A 23,767-nucleotide genomic window follows, 5' to 3' on the forward strand; every position below is an offset into this window, starting at 1 on the left:
CGTCATCGCCGCGCAGGGCCAGTTTTTTCATGCGCATCGAGCACCGGCTCGTGATCCGGCAATGCGTCTCCAACGGTCCCTTTGGCGGACTGATTTTCCAAACGGCTTCATGTAGTATCCGCCGACCCGGACTACAAGAAGAACTGTCCGACGGATTTGAAGAAGAACCAAGTGAGGCGAGTAATGACTGAGCGCGTTGAAGTCGGTGGCCTGCAGGTCGCCAAAGTCCTGTACGACTTCGTGAACAACGAAGCGATTCCTGGTACCGGTATTGACGCCGATGCCTTCTGGACCGGCGCATCCAGCGTCATCCACGACCTGGCGCCGAAGAACCGCGCGCTGCTGGCCAAGCGTGACGACCTGCAGGCGCAGATCGATGCCTGGCACCAGGCCCGCGCCGGTCAGGCTCACGATCCGGTGGCCTACAAAGCCTTCCTGCAGGATATCGGTTACCTGTTGCCAGAAGCCGAAGACTTCCAGGCCACTACACAAAACGTCGACGAAGAAATCGCCCGCATGGCCGGCCCGCAGCTGGTCGTGCCGATCATGAATGCACGCTTCGCCCTGAACGCGGCCAACGCCCGCTGGGGCTCGTTGTACGACGCGCTCTACGGCACCGACGTGATTTCCGAAGAAGGTGGCGCCAGCAAGGGCCCGGGCTACAACGAAGTGCGTGGCAACAAGGTCATCGCCTATGCACGTGCCTTCCTCGATCAAGCCGCGCCGCTGGAATCCGGTTCCCACGCCGATTCCACCGGCTACCGCATCGACGGCGGCAAGCTGGTCGTCTCGCTGAAAGACGGCAGCACGACCGGCCTACAGGACCCCGCCCAGCTTCGCGGCTTCCAGGGCGCCGCCGATGCGCCGATCGCCGTGCTGCTCAAGCACAACGGCATTCATTTCGAGATCCAGATCGATCCGACCAGCCCCATCGGTCAGACCGACGCAGCCGGCGTCAAAGACGTGCTGATGGAGTCGGCACTGACCACCATCATGGACTGCGAAGACTCCATCGCGGCCGTCGACGCCGATGACAAGACCGTCGTGTACCGCAACTGGCTCGGCCTGATGAAGGGCGATCTGGTCGAGGAACTGGAAAAGGGCGGCAAGCGCATCACCCGCGCCATGAACCCGGACCGCGTCTACACCCAGGCCGACGGCAATGGCGAGCTGACGCTGCACGGCCGTTCGCTGCTGTTCATCCGCAACGTCGGCCACCTGATGACCAACGACGCCATCCTCGACAAGGACGGCAACGAAGTGCCCGAAGGCATCATGGACGGCCTGTTCACCAGCCTGATCGCCGTGCACAACCTCAAAGGCAACACCACCCGTGCCAACAGCCGTACCGGCTCGATGTACATCGTCAAGCCGAAGATGCACGGTCCGGAAGAAGTGGCCTTCGCCACCGAGCTGTTCGGCCGCGTCGAAGACGTCCTCGGTCTGCCGCGCAACACGCTGAAGGTCGGCATCATGGACGAGGAACGCCGCACCACCATCAACCTCAAGGCCTGCATCAAGGAAGCGCGCGAGCGCGTGGTGTTCATCAACACCGGCTTCCTCGACCGCACCGGTGACGAGATCCATACCTCCATGGAAGCCGGCCCGGTCGTTCGCAAGGCCGCGATGAAGGCAGAAAAATGGATCGGCGCCTACGAGAACAACAACGTCGACGTAGGCCTCGCCTGTGGCCTGCAGGGCAAGGCGCAGATCGGCAAAGGCATGTGGGCCATGCCCGACCTGATGGCGAGCATGCTCGAACAGAAGATCGGCCACCCCATGGCCGGTGCCAACACTGCCTGGGTACCGTCGCCGACCGCTGCGACCCTGCACGCGATGCACTACCACAAGGTCGACGTGTTCGCCCGTCAGGCCGAGCTGGCCAAGCGCGAGAAGGCCTCGGTCGATGACATCCTCACCATCCCGTTGGCGCCAAATACCAACTGGAGCGAGGAAGAGAAGCGCAACGAGCTGGACAACAACGCCCAGGGCATCCTCGGCTACGTGGTCCGCTGGATCGACGCCGGCGTCGGTTGCTCGAAGGTACCGGACATCAACGACGTCGCGCTGATGGAAGACCGCGCTACCCTGCGCATCTCCAGCCAGCACATGGCCAACTGGCTGCGTCACGGCGTGGTAACCGAGGAGCAGGTGGTCGAGAGCCTCAAGCGCATGGCGCCGGTGGTGGATCGCCAGAATGCTGGTGACCCGACCTACCGCCCGCTGGCACCGGACTTCGACAACAATGTCGCGTTCCAGGCCGCACTGGAGCTGGTGCTCGAAGGCACCAAGCAGCCCAACGGCTACACCGAGCCGGTCCTGCATCGTCGTCGCCGCGAGTTCAAGGCCAAAAACGGCCTGTAAGCCACGCCGCAGCAGCACCAGAGCCGCCCCTCGGGGCGGCTTTTTTTTGGGCCTGATTTCCGCTCAGCGGCGCTCAAGTTCGGCGTGCGACAACCGATAACGTGACCGCTTCGGCAAATCCAGTCACAATTTACCCGATAGATGGCATTTGGCTATCGGCTCACATCTCGTAGTATCCGCCGCCCGCCGTGGAGTAGATGCATGTTCAAGAATTTCTCGCTGACCGCGAAGTTGTCGCTGGTGCCTGCCGTCGCGCTGCTCGGGTTGATCCTCTACGTCGGCTACACCTCGTTGCAGCTGTCGGCGACCGACTCGCGACTGGTGATGCTGGAAACCCAGAGCTACCCGACGCTGGAAAAAGCCGATGCAGTGATCTTTCAGTTCTCGCGCATTCCGGGCTTGCTGAACAATGCGGTGGCAGCGGGGGAACCGGGCATTCTCGACGAGGCCCGCGATGCGCTGGGCAAGATAGATACCGAGCAGCGGGCATTGGGAGCGCTGCTGAGCAGCCAGCCACAACGTCGGCAGGCGCTCGACAGTTGGCGCAGTGCGGTGAAAACCTACGCCGAGAACGCCCTGAGCGCCTCGGCGAAACTGATCGACGGCAGTGCCTCCTTCGACGATCTGCGCCCGAATCTCGACCGCATGGCCAGCGACCTGAGCCAGGCGCAGAAACTTGCGGCCGACTTCCGTACCGGCGCCTATCAGGACTTCCAGCAGACCCTGGCTGAAGCCCGCGAGGCCAACGAGCGGACAACCCGCCTCGGCATCATCCTGAGCCTGGTGTTGATCGTGGTGGTCAGTGCCGGAGCCTGGCTGGTGATCCGCAGCGTGATGGCCAACGTGCGCGGCGTCATCGCCTCGCTGCAAGCCATCGCTCGCGGCGACGGCGACCTGACCCGGCGCGTGAATGTCGAATCGAACGACGAAATCGGCGCCATGATCGAGCTGTTCAATGGTTTTCTCGACAAATTGCAGCGCACCATTCGCCAGATCATCGAGGCGGCCAGCCCGCTCGGACAGGTTTCCAAAGAACTGTACAAGCTGACCCAAGGCTCGGAAGAGAACGCCAAGTCGCAGCAGCACCATACCGACTCGATCACTCGCGACATCCTCACCATGACCGGCAGCATCCAGGAGGTCGCACAGCGCTCGCAGCAGGCTTCCGAAGAAGCCAACTCGGCCGCCCGCCAGGCCGCCACCGCTCGCGACCACATCGGCAGTCTCGCCAGCGGCATCAGCGATCTTGGCACCAGCGTGATGAGCGCCGTGCAAGCGATGGAGCAGTTGGAGGAAGAGACCCAGGAAGTCGGCTCGGTGCTGACGGTGATCCGCAGCATCGCCGAGCAGACCAACCTGCTGGCGCTCAACGCCGCCATCGAAGCCGCCCGTGCCGGCGAGCAAGGCCGCGGCTTTGCCGTGGTCGCCGACGAGGTGCGCAACCTGGCGCAAAAGACAGCCGCATCGACTGCCGAGATCCAGCAGATCATCCAGCGCCTGCAAAGCAGCGCCAATACCGTGCTCAACGTGATGACCAGCAATGGCGAGAAGTCGCGCTCGAGCATCGAACGCTCGGTCGAGGCGACCCAACTGCTCGAAACCATCGCCCTCACCGTCAACCAGATCGACGAACTCAACGCCGGCATCGCCCAGTTCACCCAGGAGCAGATCGGCCTGTCGAGTTCCATCCAACAAGAAACCCAAGTGTTGCAGCAGGACGCACAAGCAACCGCAAACGGCGCCGAAGCCACCGCCCGGCTGGGCGAGCAACTGGTCAGCACGGGCGATCACCTGCGTGCGGCCACGGCCCAATTCCGCGTTTAAATTGCTTTAGGAGCAACCTGATGACCGCAGTACGTGTTATCGGCCTGGCAGCCGTTTGCCTGGCAACCACTCAAGCCTTCGCCTTGGAGCAGGGTGAGCACCGCTTCAACGGCTTCGGCACTGTCGGCGTGACCCACCTGGGTGGCGAGGACGAAGGCCGCAGTTATGGAGTACAAGGCCAGACCAACGATTCCTGGCGCGGCGACCAGCTGTCCAAGTTCGGCGCGCAGATGAGCTATGGCGTGACCGACACCGTCGGCGTGACCGTACAGGCCACCGCCAAGGCGCAGCAGGATGAGTGGAAGGCCAACCTGGAGTGGGCCTACCTTTCCTGGCAGACCAACGACCAGCTGATGCTGCGCGCCGGTCGTCTGCGCAGCCCGGTCTACATGTACTCCGAGAGCCTCGACGTCGGCTACAGCTACCCTTGGCTGCGCCTGCCCGACGAGGTCTACAGCCAGGTCCAGGTGACCAGCTACGAGGGTGTCGACGCGGTCTACACCCTGCCGCTGTCCTACGGCTCGGTGACCTTCCAGGTCGCGGGTGGTCAAGCTAAGGACCGTGACTACTACGCTTACGACGAGCAGTTCGATATCGACTACGGCAACCTGTTCGGCGCCAGCGTGAGCCTGGCGACCAACGATTTCGGCACGCTGCGCATCGGCTATGTCGAGGCCGATATCAAGACCGATATCAGCGGCACGGTGAATGTCGGCGGCGGCATGATGATGCCCCTCAGTCTGCTGAGACTCGATAAAGAGAAAGGCAAGTTCACCTCGATCGGCTACCAGTACGACAACGGCACCTGGATCAGCAGCAACGAGTGGACCTCGCGCATGATCGAGAACGACGACATGGAGTCGATCGATTCGTTCTACCTGATGGGCGGCCGCCGCTTCGGCGACTTCCTGCCACACGTCACTTACGCGCAGCTGGACGACAACGGCGGTCGCCAGAGCTCCTGGACCCTGGGCCTGAACTACCAGGCCGCCCCGACCGTCGTGGTCAAAGGCGAGTACAAGCGCGTCGACACCAAGAATGGCTATGACGGCGTCTTCACACGCAACGCTCAGGAAGTATTCGACAACGCTGTGTACGACCTCAGCGCCGGTACCCGTGGCGCCCCGGCTCGCAACTACGACGGCGACATCGTTTCCGTCGGCGTCGATTTCGTATTCTGAGGAGCGTCCTGATGAAAGTATCCCTTCGCATTCTCGGCAGCGCGGCACTGCTCGGCATGGCTGCCATGGCCCAGGCCGAGGTCGCCGTGATCGTCAATCCCGGCGCAGCCAAGACGCCATCGCAGTCCGATGTCGCCAATATCTTCCTGGGCAAGGACAAGTCCATGAAGGGCGTGGACCTGAAGGACTGGACGTCGGCCAAGGACAGTTTCTATTCCGCGGTCACCAGCAAGAACGAGTCGCAGCTGAAGTCCTACTGGTCCGGCCTGGTGTTCACCGGCAAAGGCCAGCCGATGTCCAGCGTCGCCGACGACGCGGCAGTGGTCGCCAAGGTTGCGGCCGAGGCCGACGCCATTGGCTATGTCGACAGCGCCGCGGTCAACGATTCGGTCAAGGTGCTGTTCACCCTGCCCTAAGCTGACGTCACGCCAGCAGGCCGCTCCCGGTGGCCTTCCCGATGAAGAACCCCGCCTGCTGGCGGGGTTTCTTTTTGGCCACCGCGCGTTCCTGCTCCGGAATGCTTGTATGTGCATAGGGAAGCGCTGGTGGGCATGCATCGGGCGTATCAGTCCTTGGCGGCTCATCGTCCTGCTGCCGGCAGGACTGTTCCGTCTCGCTCTAGCCCATCTAGTCTGACGTCTCCTTGCGCTTGCCTATATGGCCATGCCGTGACCTAGGCCCGGCGAGCACATTTATAGCCCTAGCTCTCGTTTCAGTGCCGGCCCCGCCCCGTTTCGTGACCCCGTTCACCCACGCAGACAAGCGAGTGAACTTCAATACTCAGCCTGAGTCTCGCTTCGCCGTTTTCGGCAAGTGGGGCCGTCTGCCCACACGCTTTCAAGGAGGAAATCGCGTGCTAGCCCGCTATTGCGCCCTCGTTTTATTCGCCGTATCCCTCGCCCTCGTCGGTTGCTCCGGCAACTACAAATTCAATGATGACGAATATCGCCCGCTGGGCGATCCGCAGGCGCCTGCCCGCAGCAACTGACCCACCAGGAGAAAGGAACCATGGAACTGGTTTTCGATATGGTCAGTGCGCAGCAATTTGCGCCCGGCCTCATCAGCAGCAAGACCTTCAAGCAGGCCGGCGGGATCATCGGCCGTGCCGAGGACTGTGACTGGGTAATCCCGGACCGCAAGCGTGTCTTGTCCAGCCGCCACGCAGAAGTGAGCTACCGGGACGGCGCCTTTTTCCTCACCGACACCAGCAGCAATGGCATCCAGCTCAAGGATACTGGCGCCAGCCTGGACAAGGGCCAAGCGCAGCGCATCGAGCACGGCAGTGTCTATTGCCTGGGCGACTTCGAAATCAGGGCGCGGTTGATTCGGGACCCGGCCTCTTTCGAAGGCGATATCGGCCGCCCGCAGCCAGCCGGCAGCATCATTCCCGACGACGCCTTTCTCGATCTCGATCCGCTGAATGCAATGGACCAGCAGGAGCGGGTCTATGCCGAAGTCGACGATCTCACTGCCGTGCTCGCCCCGCCTCGCGCGCATACCCAGCAGCGCGACTACGCCCAAATCGACGAAGAGAACTTGCAGGTTCCTGAGCTGGTGATGCCCAAGCCAGTTGCTCGAGCCAAGACTCCGCCAGAGCCAGAGTGCCTACCGCAGGGTTTCTGGACTCGCTTCGGTGAGGCGCTAGGCGTGAATCTGGACGACCTGGACGAGGAGCCTCGCCAGGCGCTGGCGCTCAAGGCTGCCGGCCTGCTCAAGCAAAGCGTCGGCGGGTTGCAACAGGCGCTGCGCACCCGTGGGGAGCTGAAAAACGAGATGCGCCTGTCGCTTACTACCGTGCAGAGCGCCGGAAACAACCCGCTCAAACACAGTATCGACAGTGGCGAAGCGCTGAATCTGCTGTTACGCGGCGGCAAAGCGGGTCAGCTGCCGGCCGAACAGGCCGTGGGGCGCGCCTATCGCGACCTGCAGGCACACCAGGTGGCCATGTTGGCCGCGAGCCGCGCGGCCATCAAGAGCATGCTCGAGCAATTCTCCCCAGACCAGTTGGCATTGCGCTTCGAGCGTGACAACAAACCGCTGATTGCCACCGCAGGGACCCGCTGGCGCGCCTATAAGCGCCTGCATCTGGCCATGCAACGTGACGACGATTGGAGCGAACGGCTGTTCGCCCGCGATTTCGCCCAGACGTACGAGGAACAGGTACGCCTGATCGCCACGCTCAACACCGACCTTCAAGGATGATGTCCATGTCTCGCTTTCTCCCCGCCGCGCTGATCGCAGCGCTGGCTGTGCTCGGCGGTTGCTCGGCGCTATCGCCAAATTCCGACCTGACCAAGCTGGACCTGTCGCTACAAGGAAGCGACCGGCTCAATCCCGACCTCAACGACCGGCCCTCGCCCATCGTGATTCGCCTGTTGGAACTCAAGCATCCGGTGGCCTTCGAGAACGCCGATTTCTTCTCGCTCTACCAGCGACCCAAGGAAGCCCTGTCCCCGGACCTGGTGATCCAGGAAGAGCTGGAACTGCGCCCGGGCGAGCAGCGCGACCTCAAGCTCTTCGTCCAGGAAGGCAGCCGCTACGTCGGTGTGCTGGCCGCCTACCGTGACCTGCCCGAATCGAGCTGGCGTTTCGTCATCCCCCTTGAGCACAAGGCGCAGAACCGTATCGAGCTGCGTCTCGACGAGCGCGGCATTCAAACCGTCGATCCGCTCACGAAGGGGAACTGATCGATGAGCATGAACAAGGTGATCTGGCAGGAGGGCATGCTGCTGCGTCCGCAGCACTTCCAGCAAAGCGACCGTTATTACGACGCGCAGCTCAAGCTGCGAACCCAGAAGTTGGGCCATTACGCCTGGGGCTTTTTCGAGCTGGAGATTGACCGCCAGTTTCTCAACATGGGCAAGCTGGTGCTCAGCCAGGCCAGTGGCCTGCTTCCGGATGGCAGCCTGTTCGAGATTGGCGCCGAGCGTGAACCATTGGCCCTGGACGTGCCGCCCAATACCGGCAATACACCTGTCTACTTGGCACTACCGCTGGTGACTGGCAACCACATCGAAAGCCGTCGGCCGGAGCAGAAGGACGTGCTGGCGCGCTACACCGCGTTCGATGAGGAAGTCGCCGACTCCAACGCCGGTGATAGCAGCAGTAGCCAGGTCAGCACCGGCCGACCGGACTTTCGCCTGCTGCTGGGTGAGCAACAGAGCGATCAGGCTTACGTAAAGCTCAAGCTTTGCGACATCCTCGACACCACCCCGGACGGGGTCATCAGCCTCGACCCAGAATACATTCCGACCTTCATCGACTTCCAGGCGTCCAGCTACCTGCTGTCCTGCCTCAAGGAAGTGATCAGCATGCTCGGCCATCGCGGCGACATCCTCGCCGAGCGAATTCGTGCAACCGGCAAGGTGGGCGGCGCGGAAGTCGGCGATTTCATGATGCTGCAGCTGATCAACCGCTACGAGCCCGTGCTACGCCATTACATGGGCATCGACCGGATACACCCCGAACATATCTATAGAGAACTGCTGGGGTTGCTGGGTGAGCTGGCGACGTTCTCCAGCGAGACCAAACGCCCGCGCCTGGATGGCCGCTACCTGCATAACGATCAGGGGCTGTCGTTCCGCAAACTGATGGATGCGATCCGCCAGGTGCTGTCGATGGTGCTCGAACAGCACGCCATCGAACTGCTACTGCAGCAGCGTCAGTACGGCATCCAGGTCTCGCCGCTGCACGACCACAAGCTGCTCGGCAGCGCCTCGTTCGTGCTTGCTGCCAGCGCCCAATGCGACTCCGAAGAGCTGCGCACGCGTCTGCCGGCTCACCTCAAGGTCGGTCCGGTGGAGCGCATCCGCCAGCTGGTCAACCTGCACCTGCCGGGAATCAAGGTCAAACCGCTGCCCGTCGCGCCGCGGCAGATCCCGTTCCATTCCGGCAAGACCTACTTCGCGTTGGAGCTCAACTCCGAGGAGTTGGCGCAACTGGAGCGCTCCGGCGGCTTCGCCTTCCATGTGTCCGGCGAATTCACCGGGCTTGAGCTGAAATTCTGGGCGATCAGGAACTGACCGACATGATCAGAGAAATGGACTACGCACAGGACGACAAGACCGTCATCCTCAATCGCCACGGTGACGCCCCGGCACAGAGCCCGCTGACCGACTTCAGCGCACCGCCCAAATTCGAGCAGCTCGAGGAGCGGATGATCTACGCCGCGCGCCTGCGCCCGGCGGAAACCTTCAACATCAGCCTCAACCCGCTGGTCGCGGCCGCTTCCTCGCTGCTCTCGGAAGTGGTGCGGCTCAAGCACAGCTACGAAGGCGAAGACCTGCATGCGCTCAACCAGCGCTTGTCCGCTGAACTCAAGCTGTTCGAGCACCGCGCGCTGCACGATGGCGCGGAAAGCAGTCAGGTCATGGCCGCCCGCTATGTGCTGTGTACCGCGATCGACGAAGCGGTGGTCACCACGCCCTGGGGCAACGAGAGCGAATGGTCGCAGATGAGCCTGCTGTCGAGCTTCCACAACGAGACCTTCGGCGGTGAGAAGTTCTTCCAGCTGCTCGAGCGCCTCTCGCGCAACCCGGTCAAGCATCTGCCGATGCTGGAACTGATGTACCTGTGCTTATCGCTGGGTTTCGAAGGCAAATATCGAGTGATGCCACGCGGCATGCTCGAGCTCGAAGCGGTGCGCGACAGTCTCTACCGGCAAATCCGCCAATTGCGCGGGGACGTACCACGCGAAGTCTCGCCGCACTGGCAGGGCCTGCGCGACACGCGTCGCCGCCTGGTGCGCATCGTGCCCTGGTGGATGGTCGCGCTGTTCACGCTGATCTGCCTCGGGATGCTGTACGCAGGTTTCGCCTGGGTACTGGGCGAGCAGCGCGACACCGTGCTGCAGCCGTACCAACCCGTCGATCCGACCATTCAGGTCGAGCCCAAGCCGTAACAAGGACGTAATGCCATGAAGGTTTTTTTCGGCAAGCTTGCCGCGTTTTTTCGCAAGACCTGGGTATGGAGCCTGTGTGTCTTGTTGGTGCTGGCCCTGCTGGTGTGGTTCGCTGGACCACTGCTGGCGGTAAACGACTACAAGTTCTGGGAGTCGTCCACCAGTCGCCTGTTGACCATCGCCGGGCTGTGCCTGGCCTGGGGGTTGTTCATTGTGTTCGCCAGCTGGCGTAGCACCCGCCGCAAGCAGGCCGAGGCCAGCGATGACGAGGTGCAGGAGCGCCTGCGTCGCGAAGGCTTAGTCAGTGAGGAACAAGGCATCCTGCGCCAGCGCTATCGCGACGCCATGCGCACCCTCAAGAGTTCGAGCCTCTACCGCGGGCGCAGCGAGAAATGGCGCAATGACCTGCCCTGGTATCTCCTGCTCGGCCCTCAGGGCAGCGGCAAAACCTCCTTGCTGGACTTTTCCGGTTTGGATTTTCCGCTCAACCGCGGCGAAAACCAGCGTCTGACCAAGGATGTCTCAGGCACTCGCTACGCTGACTGGTACTTCGCCGACCATGCGGTGCTGATCGATACCGCCGGCCGCTACCTGACTCAACCCGACGCTGCCGTCGACGGCAAGGCCTGGGAAACGCTGCTCGGTTTGTTGCGTCGTCGCCGTGCGCGCCCACTCAATGGCGTGCTGGTCAATATTCCTGTCGAGCAGCTGCTGCAATCGAGCGAACTGGAGCTCGAAACTCTGGCACGTCAAAGCCGCCAGCGCCTACAGGAAATCCACCAGCGTCTGGGCGCCGACGTGCCGGTCTATCTGGTGCTGAGCAAAGCGGACAAGGTGCTTGGCTTCGAGGAGTTCTTCGACCAGCTATCACGCGAAGAAAGCGATCAGGTGCTGGGTGCCAGCTTCCGCAAGGAACAGGACGGCACCGACGTCAACGTGGTGCGCAGCGAATTCGAGGAATTGCTGCGCCGGCTCAACAGCCAGGTCGTGCTGCGCATGCACCAGGAGCGCGACACCCAACGTCGCGGCCGGATCCTCGATTTCCCGCACCAGCTCGGCCAGATTGGCGAGCGTCTGTGCCTTTTCATTGAGCTGGCGTTCTCTGGCAACCGCTACCAGCGTGCCAGCCAACTGCGCGGCTTCTATTTGACCAGCGCACCGCAGCTGCAAGATGGACTCGACCCGATTACCAGTGGCATCGGCCGCAACCTCGGACTGTCCAGCAGCACGTTGCCGACCTTCCGCAGCGGTCGGGCGCGCTTCATCAATCACCTGCTCAGCCGTGTGATCTTCCCGGAGGCCGACCTTGCCAGTCTCGACCAGAAAGAAGTCCGCCGCATCGACTGGGGCCAGCGCGCGCTGTATGCCGCAAGCTTCGCCTGCCTGGCACTGTTCGGCGCGCTCTGGGCCAACGGTTTCTCCAACAACCACGAGCGGCTCGAGCAACTGCGCAGCCTCGCCGATCAGCTGGGTCAAGAACACCAGAGCATCTCTGCCCAGGACGATGCACTTCGCATACTCAAGGCATTGGATACCAGCTACGCGGCCACACAGGTATTTCCGAACAAATCCGAGGTGACTAACCTGCAACGCGGCGGGCTTTACCAGGGCGAGGCAGTCGATCCAACCTTGCATCAAGCCTATCGGCACGAACTGGAAACGCTGCTGCTGCCACGTGTTGCGCGTCAGCTCGAAGCCCAGATCCGCGCCAATCTCACCGACCGTGAACGCCTGCTCGGCAGCCTGCGCGCGTATCTGATGCTCAACCTGGAAGAACGTCGCGACGACGGCTTTCTCGAGGATTGGATCTCCGCCGATTGGTCGCTGCGCTACGCCGGCAATGCGGTCGCACAGAACGGGCTCAACACCCATTTCGAGCGGATGCTCAATGGCAGCTTCGCGCCCTATGCGCTCAACGACCAGCTCGTCGCCGAGGCACGTCAGGTGCTGCGCAGCGAATCACTGGCCAACGTCGTCTACCGCATGCTGCGCGACCAGGCTCGCACCCTACCCGACTATCGCTTCAGCCAACGTCTCGGACCTCAGGGTGCGCTGTTCAGCGGCAGCGACTACGCCATCCCCGGGTTCTATACGCAAAACGGTTATCAGAAGTTCTACGTCGCACAGGGCAGCGACTTGGTGCGCGAGATCCTGCGCGACAACTGGGTGCTCGGCGAAGGCGACAGCCTAAGCCTGAAGGATCTAGGACGCCTGATGGTCGAGATGGAGCAGCTCTATTTTCGCGACTACGCCAACTACTGGAGCGAAGCAGTCGCGCAACTGGCGCTGGAGCCGATCGCCGGTACCGGTCAGGGCTCGGCATTGCTCAGCGGGTTGAGCGCAGCCAACTCGCCGTTGCTGCAATTACTGGTCGAGATACGCGACAACACCCGCTTTGTCGGCGCGGCTGACACCGCAGGTGATGCTGCAGAAACCGCCGACGCCAACGGCAAACTAGGCAAAGCCGCCAAGTTGGCATCGGCCGCCGCCGAGCAGGCTCAGGCCGCACTGGCCAAGAACCTGCCTGACACGGCGCGCAAGACGCTCGAGCGCCGCTTCGAACCGCTGCACCGCCTGCTCGACGAAAATGCAGGCGCCAGTGCCGAGCTGGTCCCGACGCTGCAGGCGCTCGATGCCCTTCAACTGCAATTGGCTGCCCTGGCCCACGCCAGTGCGCCCGATCAGGCTGCGTTCGAACTCGCCAAGGCACGCATGGGCGGTCAACGTGACGCCATCAACCAGTTGCGCGCCAGCGCAGCCCGTCTGCCACAACCGATCGGCAACTGGCTCGGCCTGCTCGCCGAAGACAGCTGGACGCTGGTTCTAAACGACGCCTACCACTACCTCAACCAACGCTACCAGAGCGAGCTGTACGCGTTCTACAAAGGGTCGCTGCGCCAGCGCTATCCATTCAGCGCCCACAGCGAGAGTGACGTCGCGATCGCCGACTTCCGCGAGTTCTTCAAGGCGCAAGGCGTTGCGGACGGGTTCTTCGACCGCTATCTGAAAGCGTTCGTCAGTGGCAGCGCTGGCCAATATCAGCTCCGTCGAGTCGATGGTCGCGGCTTGCCCCTGTCACGCGAGTTCCTCTCGCAGATGGGCAACGCTCAAACCATCCGCCGCAGTTTCTTCGCTGACAACCCGAATGAGCCGCAGATTCGCTTCAAGCTCGAGCCTTACTCGCTGGATTCGAGCCTGGGTCGCGCCGACTTCCGCTTCGGCAATCAGCAGATGGAGTACCGCCACGGCCCGATCGTGCAGACCGCCTTCAGCTGGCCGGCCGATGCCGAGGACGGCCGCACCAGCCTGGTAGTCGAAGAGCTCGGCGGGCATCGTGTCGGGATCGAGAAGAACAGCGGCCCTTGGTCTCTGTTCCGCCTGCTGGATCTGATGCAGGTCGACTACCACAGCGGCCGTGACGTGCTGATGCTCAAGGCCAATCTGGGCGGCCGTCACGCCAACTATCTGCTGCACAGTCAGCGCTCGCCGAACCCGTTCGACATCGCCTTGCTGCGCGACTTCAAGCTGCCGGCGACCCTGTGATGATGCGCACCGCAAGCCTGGCCCATGACTGGCGTAGCGCCGCGCGAACCGACACCGGCAAGGTTCGCGCACGCAATGAAGACGCCTTTCTCGACCTTCCCGAGCAAGGCCTGTGGGTGGTCGCCGATGGGATGGGTGGCCACCATAACGGCGCGCTGGCCAGCCGCTTGATCGTCGACAAACTGGCCGAGCTGCCGGAAGGTAACCTGGTCGAACGCCTGGCCAACTTGCGCCGCTGCCTGCACGACCTCAATCGCAGACTCGGCCAGGAGCTGACAATCACCGCCGACCGCCCCGACCCGGTGACCGGCAGTACCGTGGTCGCGCTGCTGATGGAGACCAACCGCGCCGCCTGTGTCTGGGCTGGCGACAGCCGCTGCTACCTCTGGCGCCGCGGACGGCTTTACCAGCTCTCGCGTGACCACTCGCTGCTGCAGCAGCTGATCGACGAACAGAACCTCAGCCCGCAGGAGGCCGCGCGTCACCCTGCTGCGCATGCACTCACTCGCGCGATCGGCGCCAGTGAGCAACTGGTGCTGGACATCCTCGAGTTCGATGTCTATCCAGGCGATACCTTGCTGCTGTGCAGCGACGGGCTCTACCAGAGCCTGTCGCCGGACGCATTGGGTGCAGCACTCAATTCGCCGTCGACCACGCTTGCGCTGCAACGGCTATTCGACCAGGCCATGGACGGTCCGGCACGAGACAATCTCAGCGCAGTGGTAGTACGCCGATGAACGAGCCCGTGTGCGCCGAACCGGCTTCGGATCTGACCTACTTCGCCTTCGCCTCCACCGCTGCTGCGCCGGGCCCTGCGGCGCCACCGGCTACCAGTACCGGTGAGCTACCGAAGGTCTTGGGCGGACGTTACCTGGTCGAACGACTGCTCGGCGTCGGCGGCATGGGCGCCGTCTACCGCGCACGGGACCTGCTACGCGAACAGTTTGGCGATCCGGAACCCTATATCGCGTTGAAAACCCTGAGCGATGATTTCGCCGAGTACCCCGACGCCCATGCGCTGCTCTACACCGAGTTCGCGCTGACCGCACGGCTGAGTCATCGCCATGTCGTGCGGCTGTATGGCTTCGACGTGGACGCGGACAGCCAGCGCGCCTTCATTACACTCGAGTTGCTCAAGGGCCCAACGCTCGACCAATTGCTCAGCGAGCGTCCCGATGGCCTCGCCTGGGGCGAGTTGTGCGAAATCGCGGTGCCGTTAATAGAGGCGTTGGCCTATTCCCATAGCCGTGGCGTCATTCACGGCGACCTCAAACCCAGCAACGTAATACTCGCGGAGGATGGGCTGCGCTTGTTCGACTACGGCCTCGGTCAGCCGCTCGAGGGCGTGATGAAAAACCTGCCGCGGCTGTCTCGCAACCGATTCAAGGCCTGGACCACGCGCTATGCCGCCCCTGAACTGCTTGACGGAGCGGAGCCTTCGAAGGCCAGCGATGTGTATGCGCTTGGCTGCCTGCTGTATGAGATGGCCAGTGGACGCCACCCGTTCCGTCGCCTGAGTGCCAAGCAGGCAAGAGCGATGGCGCTGGACAAGGAGCTGCGTCGACCGCCGAACCTGGCTTATGGCTGGCCCACACTGCGCGCAGCGCTGGCGTTCGATGCCAATAAGCGCACCGCCCGTTTGACCCAACTACGGGATATTTTCCGTCGCCCCGCACCCAGCCGCCTGCAGCGCTGGTTCGGGCGCGCCCATGGATGACATGAGAACAAGGAAGCGCCATGTTCAACGCGGCCAACGACACCCACTTCAGCCTCACCATCGAAGGCATCGAGCACGACCTGCAGGTGCTTGCGTTTACGGGGCGCGAAGCCATCAGCCAACCCTATCGCTTCGACCTGGAGCTGATCAGCGAACGTCCTGATCTGGATCTGCAAAGCCTGCTGCACAAGCCTGCATTCCTGACGCTCTCTCCGGCCGGCAATGGCATTCACGGTCTGATTCATCGCGTCGCACAGGGCGAGTCCGGCAAGCGCCTGACTCGCTACCATGTGACTATCGTTCCGCAACTGGCCTATTTGGCACACCGTACCGATCAGCGCATCTTCCAACACCTGAGCGTGCCGCAAATCATCGCCCAGGTGCTCGAGGGTCAGGGTATCCAGGCGGATGCCTATCGTTTCCAATTCGGCCCGGTGGTCTACCCGGAGCGCGACTACTGCACTCAGTACGACGAAACCAACCTGCATTTCATCCAGCGCCTGTGTGAGGAAGAAGGCATCCACTATCACTTCGAGCACAGCGCGCAGGGCCATACCCTGGTGTTCGGCGACGACCAGACGAGCTTTTCCAAGCTCGGCCAACCCACCGCGTACCTGCAGGACAGCGGGCTGGTCGCCGACAAGCCAGTGATCAAGCGCTTTGCCGTCCGCCTGGAGCCCCGTACCAACCGCGTCAGCCGGCGCGACTACGACTTCGAGCAGCCGCGCCTGGTGTTGGAAGCCGGCCACAAGGGCTCCAAACAGCAGGGCGCACCAGAACCTGACCTGGAAGATTACGACTACCCGGGGCGCTTCACGGATCGCACCCACGGCAAGCATCTTTCCCAACGCGCCCTTGAACGCCATCGTGCCGACTACCGCCTGGCCGAAGGCCGAAGCGACCAGCCCACACTCGTCAGCGGTCACCTGCTGGAAATTTCCGACCATCCTCGCCAGCAATGGAACGACCTTTGGCTGCTCACCGAGGTGCTCCACGAAGGCAAACAGCCGCAGGTGCTGGAGGAGTCGATCACCAATAGCTCACGTCAGCACGGGCGCGACCATGCAGATCAATCGGACATAGACCTGAATTCAACGACTGATCGCTTCGTCCAGGGCTATCGCAACCGCTTTGTCGCGACACCGTGGGACGTTCCCTACCGGCCCGCCCTGAACCATACGAAGCCTCGCGTGCTTGGCGCCCAGACCGCCGTCGTCACCGGGCCGGCCGGCGAGGAGATCCACTGCGATAAGTACGGTCGGATCAAAGTGCAGTTTTTCTGGGATCGTGAAGGCCAAGCGGACGACAAGACCAGCTGCTGGCTGCGTGTCTCCAACAGCTGGGCCGGGGATGGCTACGGCGGTATCGCCATTCCGCGCGTCGGCATGGAAGTGCTGGTCACCTTTCTCGAAGCTGACCCCGACCAACCCCTGGTGACCGGCTGCCTCTACCATGCCGAACACCAGGTCCCCTACGGTCTACCGACAAACAAGACCCGCAGCGTTTTCAAGACCCTGAGCTCACCCGGCGGCGGTGGCTACAACGAACTGCGAATCGAAGACCGCAAGGGCGCCGAGCAGATTTACCTCCATGCCCAGCGCGACTGGGACACGAACATCGAGCACGATCAGAAGATCCGTGTCGGTCACGAGCGCCACGACACCGTCGAGGCCAACAGCTACAGCGAACTCAAGACCGATGAGCACCTGACCATTACCGGCGACCGCAAAGTCGAAATCAAGCCCGACGACCATCTCTCTATCGGCCAGAACCAGCACATAAGGCTCGGCACCGCCCAACTCACCAAAGCCGGCCGGGAGATCCACCTCAAGGCCGGCCAGAAAATGGTCATCGAGGCAGGCACAGAGCTGACCCTCAAAGCCGGCGGCAGCTTCATCAAGCTCGACCCGGGCGGAATTGCCGTCAGCGGCCCGTTGGCGAAGATCAACGCCGGCGGCGCGCAGGGCAAGGGCTCGGGTATCAAGATCAAACCGCCGGTGCTGCCGGGTTTGGCCGATAGCGACAAGGCGGGCAGCTTGTTGGAGCAAGCACAGCCGGGCGCGACAGCCAAGGCAACCAGCAAACGCAGACGCTCGCTAAATTTTTCAGGTTAAAAGGACAGGCTTCGAGATGGGAACAGCCACCGCATTTGGATAAATCGAGCGTGCGCCGTATCGCCGGCGATGAGGTGATTGCCTGTTGCATTGACGATCGCTACCCGATCAGCGAAGTTACCGAAGAGCCCCGCTTTCCTCAGACGGGGCATTCTTTCCGCTGGGCTGGGCTGGCTATCAGGTACAACTGGCCTGCAGCGCCCGGCCCTCTAGAAACCATCCGCTGTCGTAAATGCTCTGAATCAACACCTTAGCGCGCAGGCCCGTGCAAGAAAACGACGCCAATCGAGCATGAAGCCGTCTTGAGGCGAGGCATCGGTTATCAAACCATGAAGCAAACGCCCATGGCGATTCCAGAACCGCTATGGCCGAGGTTCAAATGGGCCGATTACGCTCTCAGCTATGGCGGCCACTGATTGCCAGTGGTTGCTGACTTGATTCGCGAATCATTCAGATAGCCTGGCTCAAGCGCACCGGACAGGCGCCTTAGGTTATCGAGTAGCCATGGCGAGGCCGCCTTCGAGGCGCGGCTCGAAGGCTGCTCAACGGGTGATAGCAAGGACCACTAGGGCCGTTCCACCAAGCCGCAGGCATGAGCACACAAGCACCGCTCGACACCTGCCGCTTTTTCTTCGCCCAAAGACAAACCCCCGACCTTCTTTCGAGGGTCGGGGGTTTGGTGTAGAAGCTTGACGATGACCTACTCTCACATGGGGAGACCCCACACTACCATCGGCGATGCGTCGTTTCACTTCTGAGTTCGGGATGGGATCAGGTGGTTCCAACGCTCTATGGTCGTCAAGCAATTCGGTTGGGGAGTCGGTGTTGAGTCGCTTCCCCTAATTGGGTATGTGAAGTATTGCGGTGTTGCGTATTAGGTTCGCTTTGCGAGCGATGCGTCTTTTCGGTTTGTTTGTCGACTTCAACCGTCTGACACGCAAACATCAAATTGTTTGGGTGTTATATGGTCAAGCCTCACGGGCAATTAGTATGGGTTAGCTCAACGCCTCACAGCGCTTACACACCCCACCTATCAACGTCGTAGTCTTCGACGGCCCTTCAGGGAGCTCAAGGCTCCAGTGAGATCTCATCTTGAGGCAAGTTTCCCGCTTAGATGCTTTCAGCGGTTATCTCTTCCGAACATAGCTACCCGGCAATGCCACTGGCGTGACAACCGGAACACCAGAGGTTCGTCCACTCCGGTCCTCTCGTACTAGGAGCAGCCCCTCTCAAATCTCAAACGTCCACGGCAGATAGGGACCGAACTGTCTCACGACGTTCTAAACCCAGCTCGCGTACCACTTTAAATGGCGAACAGCCATACCCTTGGGACCGGCTTCAGCCCCAGGATGTGATGAGCCGACATCGAGGTGCCAAACACCGCCGTCGATATGAACTCTTGGGCGGTATCAGCCTGTTATCCCCGGAGTACCTTTTATCCGTTGAGCGATGGCCCTTCCATACAGAACCACCGGATCACTAAGACCTACTTTCGTACCTGCTCGACGTGTCTGTCTCGCAGTCAAGCGCGCTTTTGCCTTTATACTCTACGACCGATTTCCGACCGGTCTGAGCGCACCTTCGTACTCCTCCGTTACTCTTTAGGAGGAGACCGCCCCAGTCAAACTACCCACCATACACTGTCCTCGATCCGGATAACGGACCAGAGTTAGAACCTCAAAGTTGCCAGGGTGGTATTTCAAGGATGGCTCCACGCGAACTGGCGTCCACGCTTCAAAGCCTCCCACCTATCCTACACAAGCAAATTCAAAGTCCAGTGCAAAGCTATAGTAAAGGTTCACGGGGTCTTTCCGTCTAGCCGCGGATACACTGCATCTTCACAGCGATTTCAATTTCACTGAGTCTCGGGTGGAGACAGCGCCGCCATCGTTACGCCATTCGTGCAGGTCGGAACTTACCCGACAAGGAATTTCGCTACCTTAGGACCGTTATAGTTACGGCCGCCGTTTACCGGGGCTTCGATCAAGAGCTTCGCTTGCGCTAACCCCATCAATTAACCTTCCGGCACCGGGCAGGCGTCACACCCTATACGTCCACTTTCGTGTTTGCAGAGTGCTGTGTTTTTAATAAACAGTCGCAGCGGCCTGGTATCTTCGACCGGCATGAGCTTACGGGGTAAACCCTTCACCCTCACCGGCGCACCTTCTCCCGAAGTTACGGTGCCATTTTGCCTAGTTCCTTCACCCGAGTTCTCTCAAGCGCCTTGGTATTCTCTACCCAACCACCTGTGTCGGTTTGGGGTACGGTTCCTAGTTACCTGAAGCTTAGAGGCTTTTCCTGGAAGCATGGCATCAACCACTTCTCCTTCTAAAAGAAGGATCGTCATCAGTTCTCGGCATTAAGACCCCGGATTTACCTAAGATCTCTGCCTACCACCTTAAACTTGGACAACCAACGCCAAGCTGGCCTAGCCTTCTCCGTCCCCCCATCGCAGTAACTAGAAGTACGGGAATATTAACCCGTTTCCCATCGACTACGCTCTTCAGCCTCGCCTTAGGGACCGACTCACCCTGCGTCGATTAACGTTGCGCAGGAACCCTTGGTCTTTCGGCGTGCGAGTTTTTCACTCGCATTGTCGTTACTCATGTCAGCATTCGCACTTCTGATACCTCCAGCAAGCTTCTCAACTCACCTTCACAGGCTTACAGAACGCTCCTCTACCGCTCATCTTGCGATGAACCCGTAGCTTCGGTACCTGGTTTGAGCCCCGTTACATCTTCCGCGCAGGCCGACTCGACTAGTGAGCTATTACGCTTTCTTTAAAGGATGGCTGCTTCTAAGCCAACCTCCTAGCTGTCTAAGCCTTCCCACATCGTTTCCCACTTAACCAGGATTTTGGGACCTTAGCTGACGGTCTGGGTTGTTTCCCTTTTCACGACGGACGTTAGCACCCGCCGTGTGTCTCCCGTGCTGACACTTGCTGGTATTCGGAGTTTGCATCGGTTTGGTAAGTCGGGATGACCCCCTAGCCGAAACAGTGCTCTACCCCCAGCAGTGATACACGAGGCGCTACCTAAATAGCTTTCGAGGAGAACCAGCTATCTCCGAGCTTGATTAGCCTTTCACTCCGATCCACAGGTCATCCGCTAACTTTTCAACGGTAGTCGGTTCGGTCCTCCAGTTAGTGTTACCCAACCTTCAACCTGCCCATGGATAGATCGCCCGGTTTCGGGTCTATTCCCAGCGACTAGACGCCCTATTAAGACTCGCTTTCGCTACGCCTCCCCTATTCGGTTAAGCTCGCCACTGAAAATAAGTCGCTGACCCATTATACAAAAGGTACGCAGTCACCTAACAAAGTAGGCTCCCACTGCTTGTACGCATACGGTTTCAGGTTCTATTTCACTCCCCTCTCCGGGGTTCTTTTCGCCTTTCCCTCACGGTACTGGTTCACTATCGGTCAGTCAGTAGTATTTAGCCTTGGAGGATGGTCCCCCCATATTCAGACAAAGTTTCTCGTGCTCCGTCCTACTCGATTTCACTTCTAAGATCCTTTCGCGTACAGGGCTATCACCCACTATGGCCGCACTTTCCAGAGCGTTCCGCTAAAATCAAAGAAGCTTAAGGGCTAGTCCCCGTTCGCTCGCCACTACTAAGGGAATCTCGGTTGATTTCTTTTCCTCAGGGTACTTAGATGTTTCAGTTCCCCTGGTTCGCCTCACACACCTATGTATTCAGTGTGTGATAACCATCTTATGATGGCTGGGTTCCCCCATTCAGACATCTCCGGATCACAGTCTGTTTGCCGACTCCCCGAAGCTTTTCGCAGGCTACCACGTCTTTCATCGCCTCTGACTGCCAAGGCATCCACCGTATGCGCTTCTTCACTTGACCATATAACCCCAAGCAATCTGGTTACTGTCTATAACGTGAAGACGACATTCGCCGAAAATCCGCATTTCGCTCTCTCGAGCAACTCGCAAATTTTACCTTGACTTGAATAATCATCAGTGAAAATGATTACCCAAATCTACTTCTATCACATACCCAAATTTTTAAAGAACAGTTACTGGCGCAAAGACCAGAAATCAATACACTCATCCGAGTCTATTCATTTCTGTGCTTTCAGCGATTATCGAGTTAATGGTGGAGCCAAGCGGGATCGAACCGCTGACCTCCTGCGTGCAAAGCAGGCGCTCTCCCAGCTGAGCTATGGCCCCATCTACAGATCGGCCACATCCCATGACAATTGGTGGGTCTGGGCAGATTCGAACTGCCGACCTCACCCTTATCAGGGGTGCGCTCTAACCAACTGAGCTACAGACCCAATCGTCTCTCTCGGGTCGAAACCCAATCGCTTTTCGCTAGTGAATCAAGCAATTCGTGTGGGAACTTATGAAGAAGCTGAAGTCTTCGATTAAGGAGGTGATCCAGCCGCAGGTTCCCCTACGGCTACCTTGTTACGACTTCACCCCAGTCATGAATCACTCCGTGGTAACCGTCCTCCCGAAGGTTAGACTAGCTACTTCTGGAGCAACCCACTCCCATGGTGTGACGGGCGGTGTGTACAAGGCCCGGGAACGTATTCACCGTGACATTCTGATTCACGATTACTAGCGATTCCGACTTCACGCAGTCGAGTTGCAGACTGCGATCCGGACTACGATCGGTTTTATGGGATTAGCTCCACCTCGCGGCTTGGCAACCCTTTGTACCGACCATTGTAGCACGTGTGTAGCCCAGGCCGTAAGGGCCATGATGACTTGACGTCATCCCCACCTTCCTCCGGTTTGTCACCGGCAGTCTCCTTAGAGTGCCCACCATCACGTGCTGGTAACTAAGGACAAGGGTTGCGCTCGTTACGGGACTTAACCCAACATCTCACGACACGAGCTGACGACAGCCATGCAGCACCTGTGTCAGAGTTCCCGAAGGCACCAATCCATCTCTGGAAAGTTCTCTGCATGTCAAGGCCTGGTAAGGTTCTTCGCGTTGCTTCGAATTAAACCACATGCTCCACCGCTTGTGCGGGCCCCCGTCAATTCATTTGAGTTTTAACCTTGCGGCCGTACTCCCCAGGCGGTCGACTTAATGCGTTAGCTGCGCCACTAAGATCTCAAGGATCCCAACGGCTAGTCGACATCGTTTACGGCGTGGACTACCAGGGTATCTAATCCTGTTTGCTCCCCACGCTTTCGCACCTCAGTGTCAGTATTAGCCCAGGTGGTCGCCTTCGCCACTGGTGTTCCTTCCTATATCTACGCATTTCACCGCTACACAGGAAATTCCACCACCCTCTGCCATACTCTAGCTTGCCAGTTTTGGATGCAGTTCCCAGGTTGAGCCCGGGGCTTTCACATCCAACTTAACAAACCACCTACGCGCGCTTTACGCCCAGTAATTCCGATTAACGCTTGCACCCTTCGTATTACCGCGGCTGCTGGCACGAAGTTAGCCGGTGCTTATTCTGTCGGTAACGTCAAAACAGCAAGGTATTAACTTACTGCCCTTCCTCCCAACTTAAAGTGCTTTACAATCCGAAGACCTTCTTCACACACGCGGCATGGCTGGATCAGGCTTTCGCCCATTGTCCAATATTCCCCACTGCTGCCTCCCGTAGGAGTCTGGACCGTGTCTCAGTTCCAGTGTGACTGATCATCCTCTCAGACCAGTTACGGATCGTCGCCTTGGTGAGCCATTACCTCACCAACTAGCTAATCCGACCTAGGCTCATCTGATAGCGCAAGGCCCGAAGGTCCCCTGCTTTCTCCCGTAGGACGTATGCGGTATTAGCGTTCCTTTCGAAACGTTGCCCCCCACTACCAGGCAGATTCCTAGGCATTACTCACCCGTCCGCCGCTGAATCATGGAGCAAGCTCCACTCATCCGCTCGACTTGCATGTGTTAGGCCTGCCGCCAGCGTTCAATCTGAGCCATGATCAAACTCTTCAGTTCAATACTGCTTGGGTTTTGAGAAAACCCTAAACTTGGCTCAGCAATCGCAATCTCATCTCCTAAAAGATGAGCACTCAATGATTTCTCGTTGAGTATTTGTGATGCTGATAATCTTGCTGACTACCAGTCTTACCTCACAAGCACCCACACGAATTGCTTGATTCAGTTGTTAAAGAGCGTTTCGATCAAGTCTTTCGTCTCAACCGAG

The 23,767-nt window shown here is 60.0% G+C and carries 13 protein-coding genes, 2 tRNA genes and 3 rRNA genes; 13 read left to right on the top strand and 5 right to left on the bottom strand.

Features of this window, described 5'->3' with window-relative positions; translation table 11 throughout:
• Nucleotides 1–183: 183 nt before the first annotated feature.
• From KCX70_RS19895 to tssI, 13 genes are all read left to right on the top strand, one after another.
• A complete protein-coding gene (locus tag KCX70_RS19895) occupies nucleotides 184–2,364 on the top strand; it encodes a malate synthase G (protein ID WP_212618580.1) in 2,181 nt (726 codons plus the stop codon).
• A 201-nt stretch (nucleotides 2,365–2,565) separates the two neighbouring features.
• Nucleotides 2,566–4,188, top strand: a complete 1,623-nt coding sequence (locus KCX70_RS19900; protein WP_212618581.1) for a methyl-accepting chemotaxis protein — start codon at nucleotides 2,566–2,568, stop codon at nucleotides 4,186–4,188.
• Between the two features lie 20 nt (nucleotides 4,189–4,208).
• Nucleotides 4,209–5,369 (top strand): hypothetical protein, encoded by a 1,161-nt coding sequence (locus tag KCX70_RS19905; RefSeq protein ID WP_212618582.1) that lies wholly within the window; start codon nucleotides 4,209–4,211, stop codon nucleotides 5,367–5,369.
• A gap of 11 nt (nucleotides 5,370–5,380) precedes the next feature.
• Nucleotides 5,381–5,785: a phosphate ABC transporter substrate-binding protein gene (locus tag KCX70_RS19910; protein WP_212618583.1), complete on the top strand. Its 405-nt coding sequence runs from the start codon at nucleotides 5,381–5,383 to the stop codon at nucleotides 5,783–5,785.
• Nucleotides 5,786–6,222: 437 nt separating this feature from the next.
• On the top strand, nucleotides 6,223–6,357 hold the full coding sequence (locus tag KCX70_RS19915; protein ID WP_021210200.1) for a hypothetical protein: 135 nt from the start codon (nucleotides 6,223–6,225) through the stop codon (nucleotides 6,355–6,357).
• Nucleotides 6,358–6,377: 20 nt separating this feature from the next.
• Entirely contained in the window at nucleotides 6,378–7,571 is a 1,194-nt protein-coding gene (gene tagH / locus KCX70_RS19920; RefSeq protein WP_212618584.1) for a type VI secretion system-associated FHA domain protein TagH, read from the top strand.
• A 5-nt stretch (nucleotides 7,572–7,576) separates the two neighbouring features.
• The gene (gene tssJ, locus KCX70_RS19925; protein ID WP_212618585.1) at nucleotides 7,577–8,056 is read left to right on the top strand and encodes a type VI secretion system lipoprotein TssJ; all 480 of its coding nucleotides are present in this window, start codon (nucleotides 7,577–7,579) and stop codon (nucleotides 8,054–8,056) included.
• A 3-nt stretch (nucleotides 8,057–8,059) separates the two neighbouring features.
• Nucleotides 8,060–9,391, top strand: coding sequence for a type VI secretion system baseplate subunit TssK (gene tssK / locus KCX70_RS19930; protein WP_212618586.1), 1,332 nt, complete (start codon nucleotides 8,060–8,062; stop codon nucleotides 9,389–9,391).
• Between the two features lie 5 nt (nucleotides 9,392–9,396).
• Nucleotides 9,397–10,269: a type IVB secretion system protein IcmH/DotU gene (gene icmH, locus KCX70_RS19935; protein ID WP_212618587.1), complete on the top strand. Its 873-nt coding sequence runs from the start codon at nucleotides 9,397–9,399 to the stop codon at nucleotides 10,267–10,269.
• Nucleotides 10,270–10,284: 15 nt separating this feature from the next.
• Entirely contained in the window at nucleotides 10,285–13,812 is a 3,528-nt protein-coding gene (gene tssM, locus KCX70_RS19940) for a type VI secretion system membrane subunit TssM (RefSeq protein WP_212618588.1), read from the top strand.
• On the top strand, nucleotides 13,812–14,549 hold the full coding sequence (locus KCX70_RS19945) for a PP2C family protein-serine/threonine phosphatase (protein ID WP_212618589.1): 738 nt from the start codon (nucleotides 13,812–13,814) through the stop codon (nucleotides 14,547–14,549). The genes tssM and KCX70_RS19945 overlap by 1 nt, the downstream gene beginning before the upstream one ends.
• Entirely contained in the window at nucleotides 14,546–15,529 is a 984-nt protein-coding gene (locus tag KCX70_RS19950; protein WP_212618590.1) for a serine/threonine-protein kinase, read from the top strand. The genes KCX70_RS19945 and KCX70_RS19950 overlap by 4 nt, the downstream gene beginning before the upstream one ends.
• Nucleotides 15,530–15,549: 20 nt before the next feature.
• On the top strand, nucleotides 15,550–17,643 hold the full coding sequence (gene tssI / locus KCX70_RS19955) for a type VI secretion system tip protein TssI/VgrG (protein ID WP_212618591.1): 2,094 nt from the start codon (nucleotides 15,550–15,552) through the stop codon (nucleotides 17,641–17,643).
• Nucleotides 17,644–18,330: 687 nt separating this feature from the next.
• Here the strand turns inward: tssI and rrf are convergent.
• From rrf to KCX70_RS19980, 5 genes are all read right to left on the bottom strand, one after another.
• A 5S ribosomal RNA gene (gene rrf, locus KCX70_RS19960) occupies nucleotides 18,331–18,446 on the bottom strand.
• Between the two features lie 161 nt (nucleotides 18,447–18,607).
• Nucleotides 18,608–21,498 (bottom strand): 23S ribosomal RNA (locus tag KCX70_RS19965).
• Between the two features lie 250 nt (nucleotides 21,499–21,748).
• A tRNA-Ala gene (locus KCX70_RS19970) sits at nucleotides 21,749–21,824 on the bottom strand.
• A 30-nt stretch (nucleotides 21,825–21,854) separates the two neighbouring features.
• Nucleotides 21,855–21,931 (bottom strand) — tRNA-Ile (locus tag KCX70_RS19975).
• A 91-nt stretch (nucleotides 21,932–22,022) separates the two neighbouring features.
• A 16S ribosomal RNA gene (locus tag KCX70_RS19980) occupies nucleotides 22,023–23,559 on the bottom strand.
• The 16S, 23S and 5S rRNA genes sit together here with 2 tRNA genes alongside, the layout of an rRNA operon.
• Nucleotides 23,560–23,767 lie beyond the last annotated feature (208 nt).

Origin of the sequence: Stutzerimonas stutzeri (assembly GCF_018138085.1) — a bacterium.
Classification (GTDB): Bacteria; Pseudomonadota; Gammaproteobacteria; order Pseudomonadales; family Pseudomonadaceae; genus Stutzerimonas; species Stutzerimonas stutzeri_AI.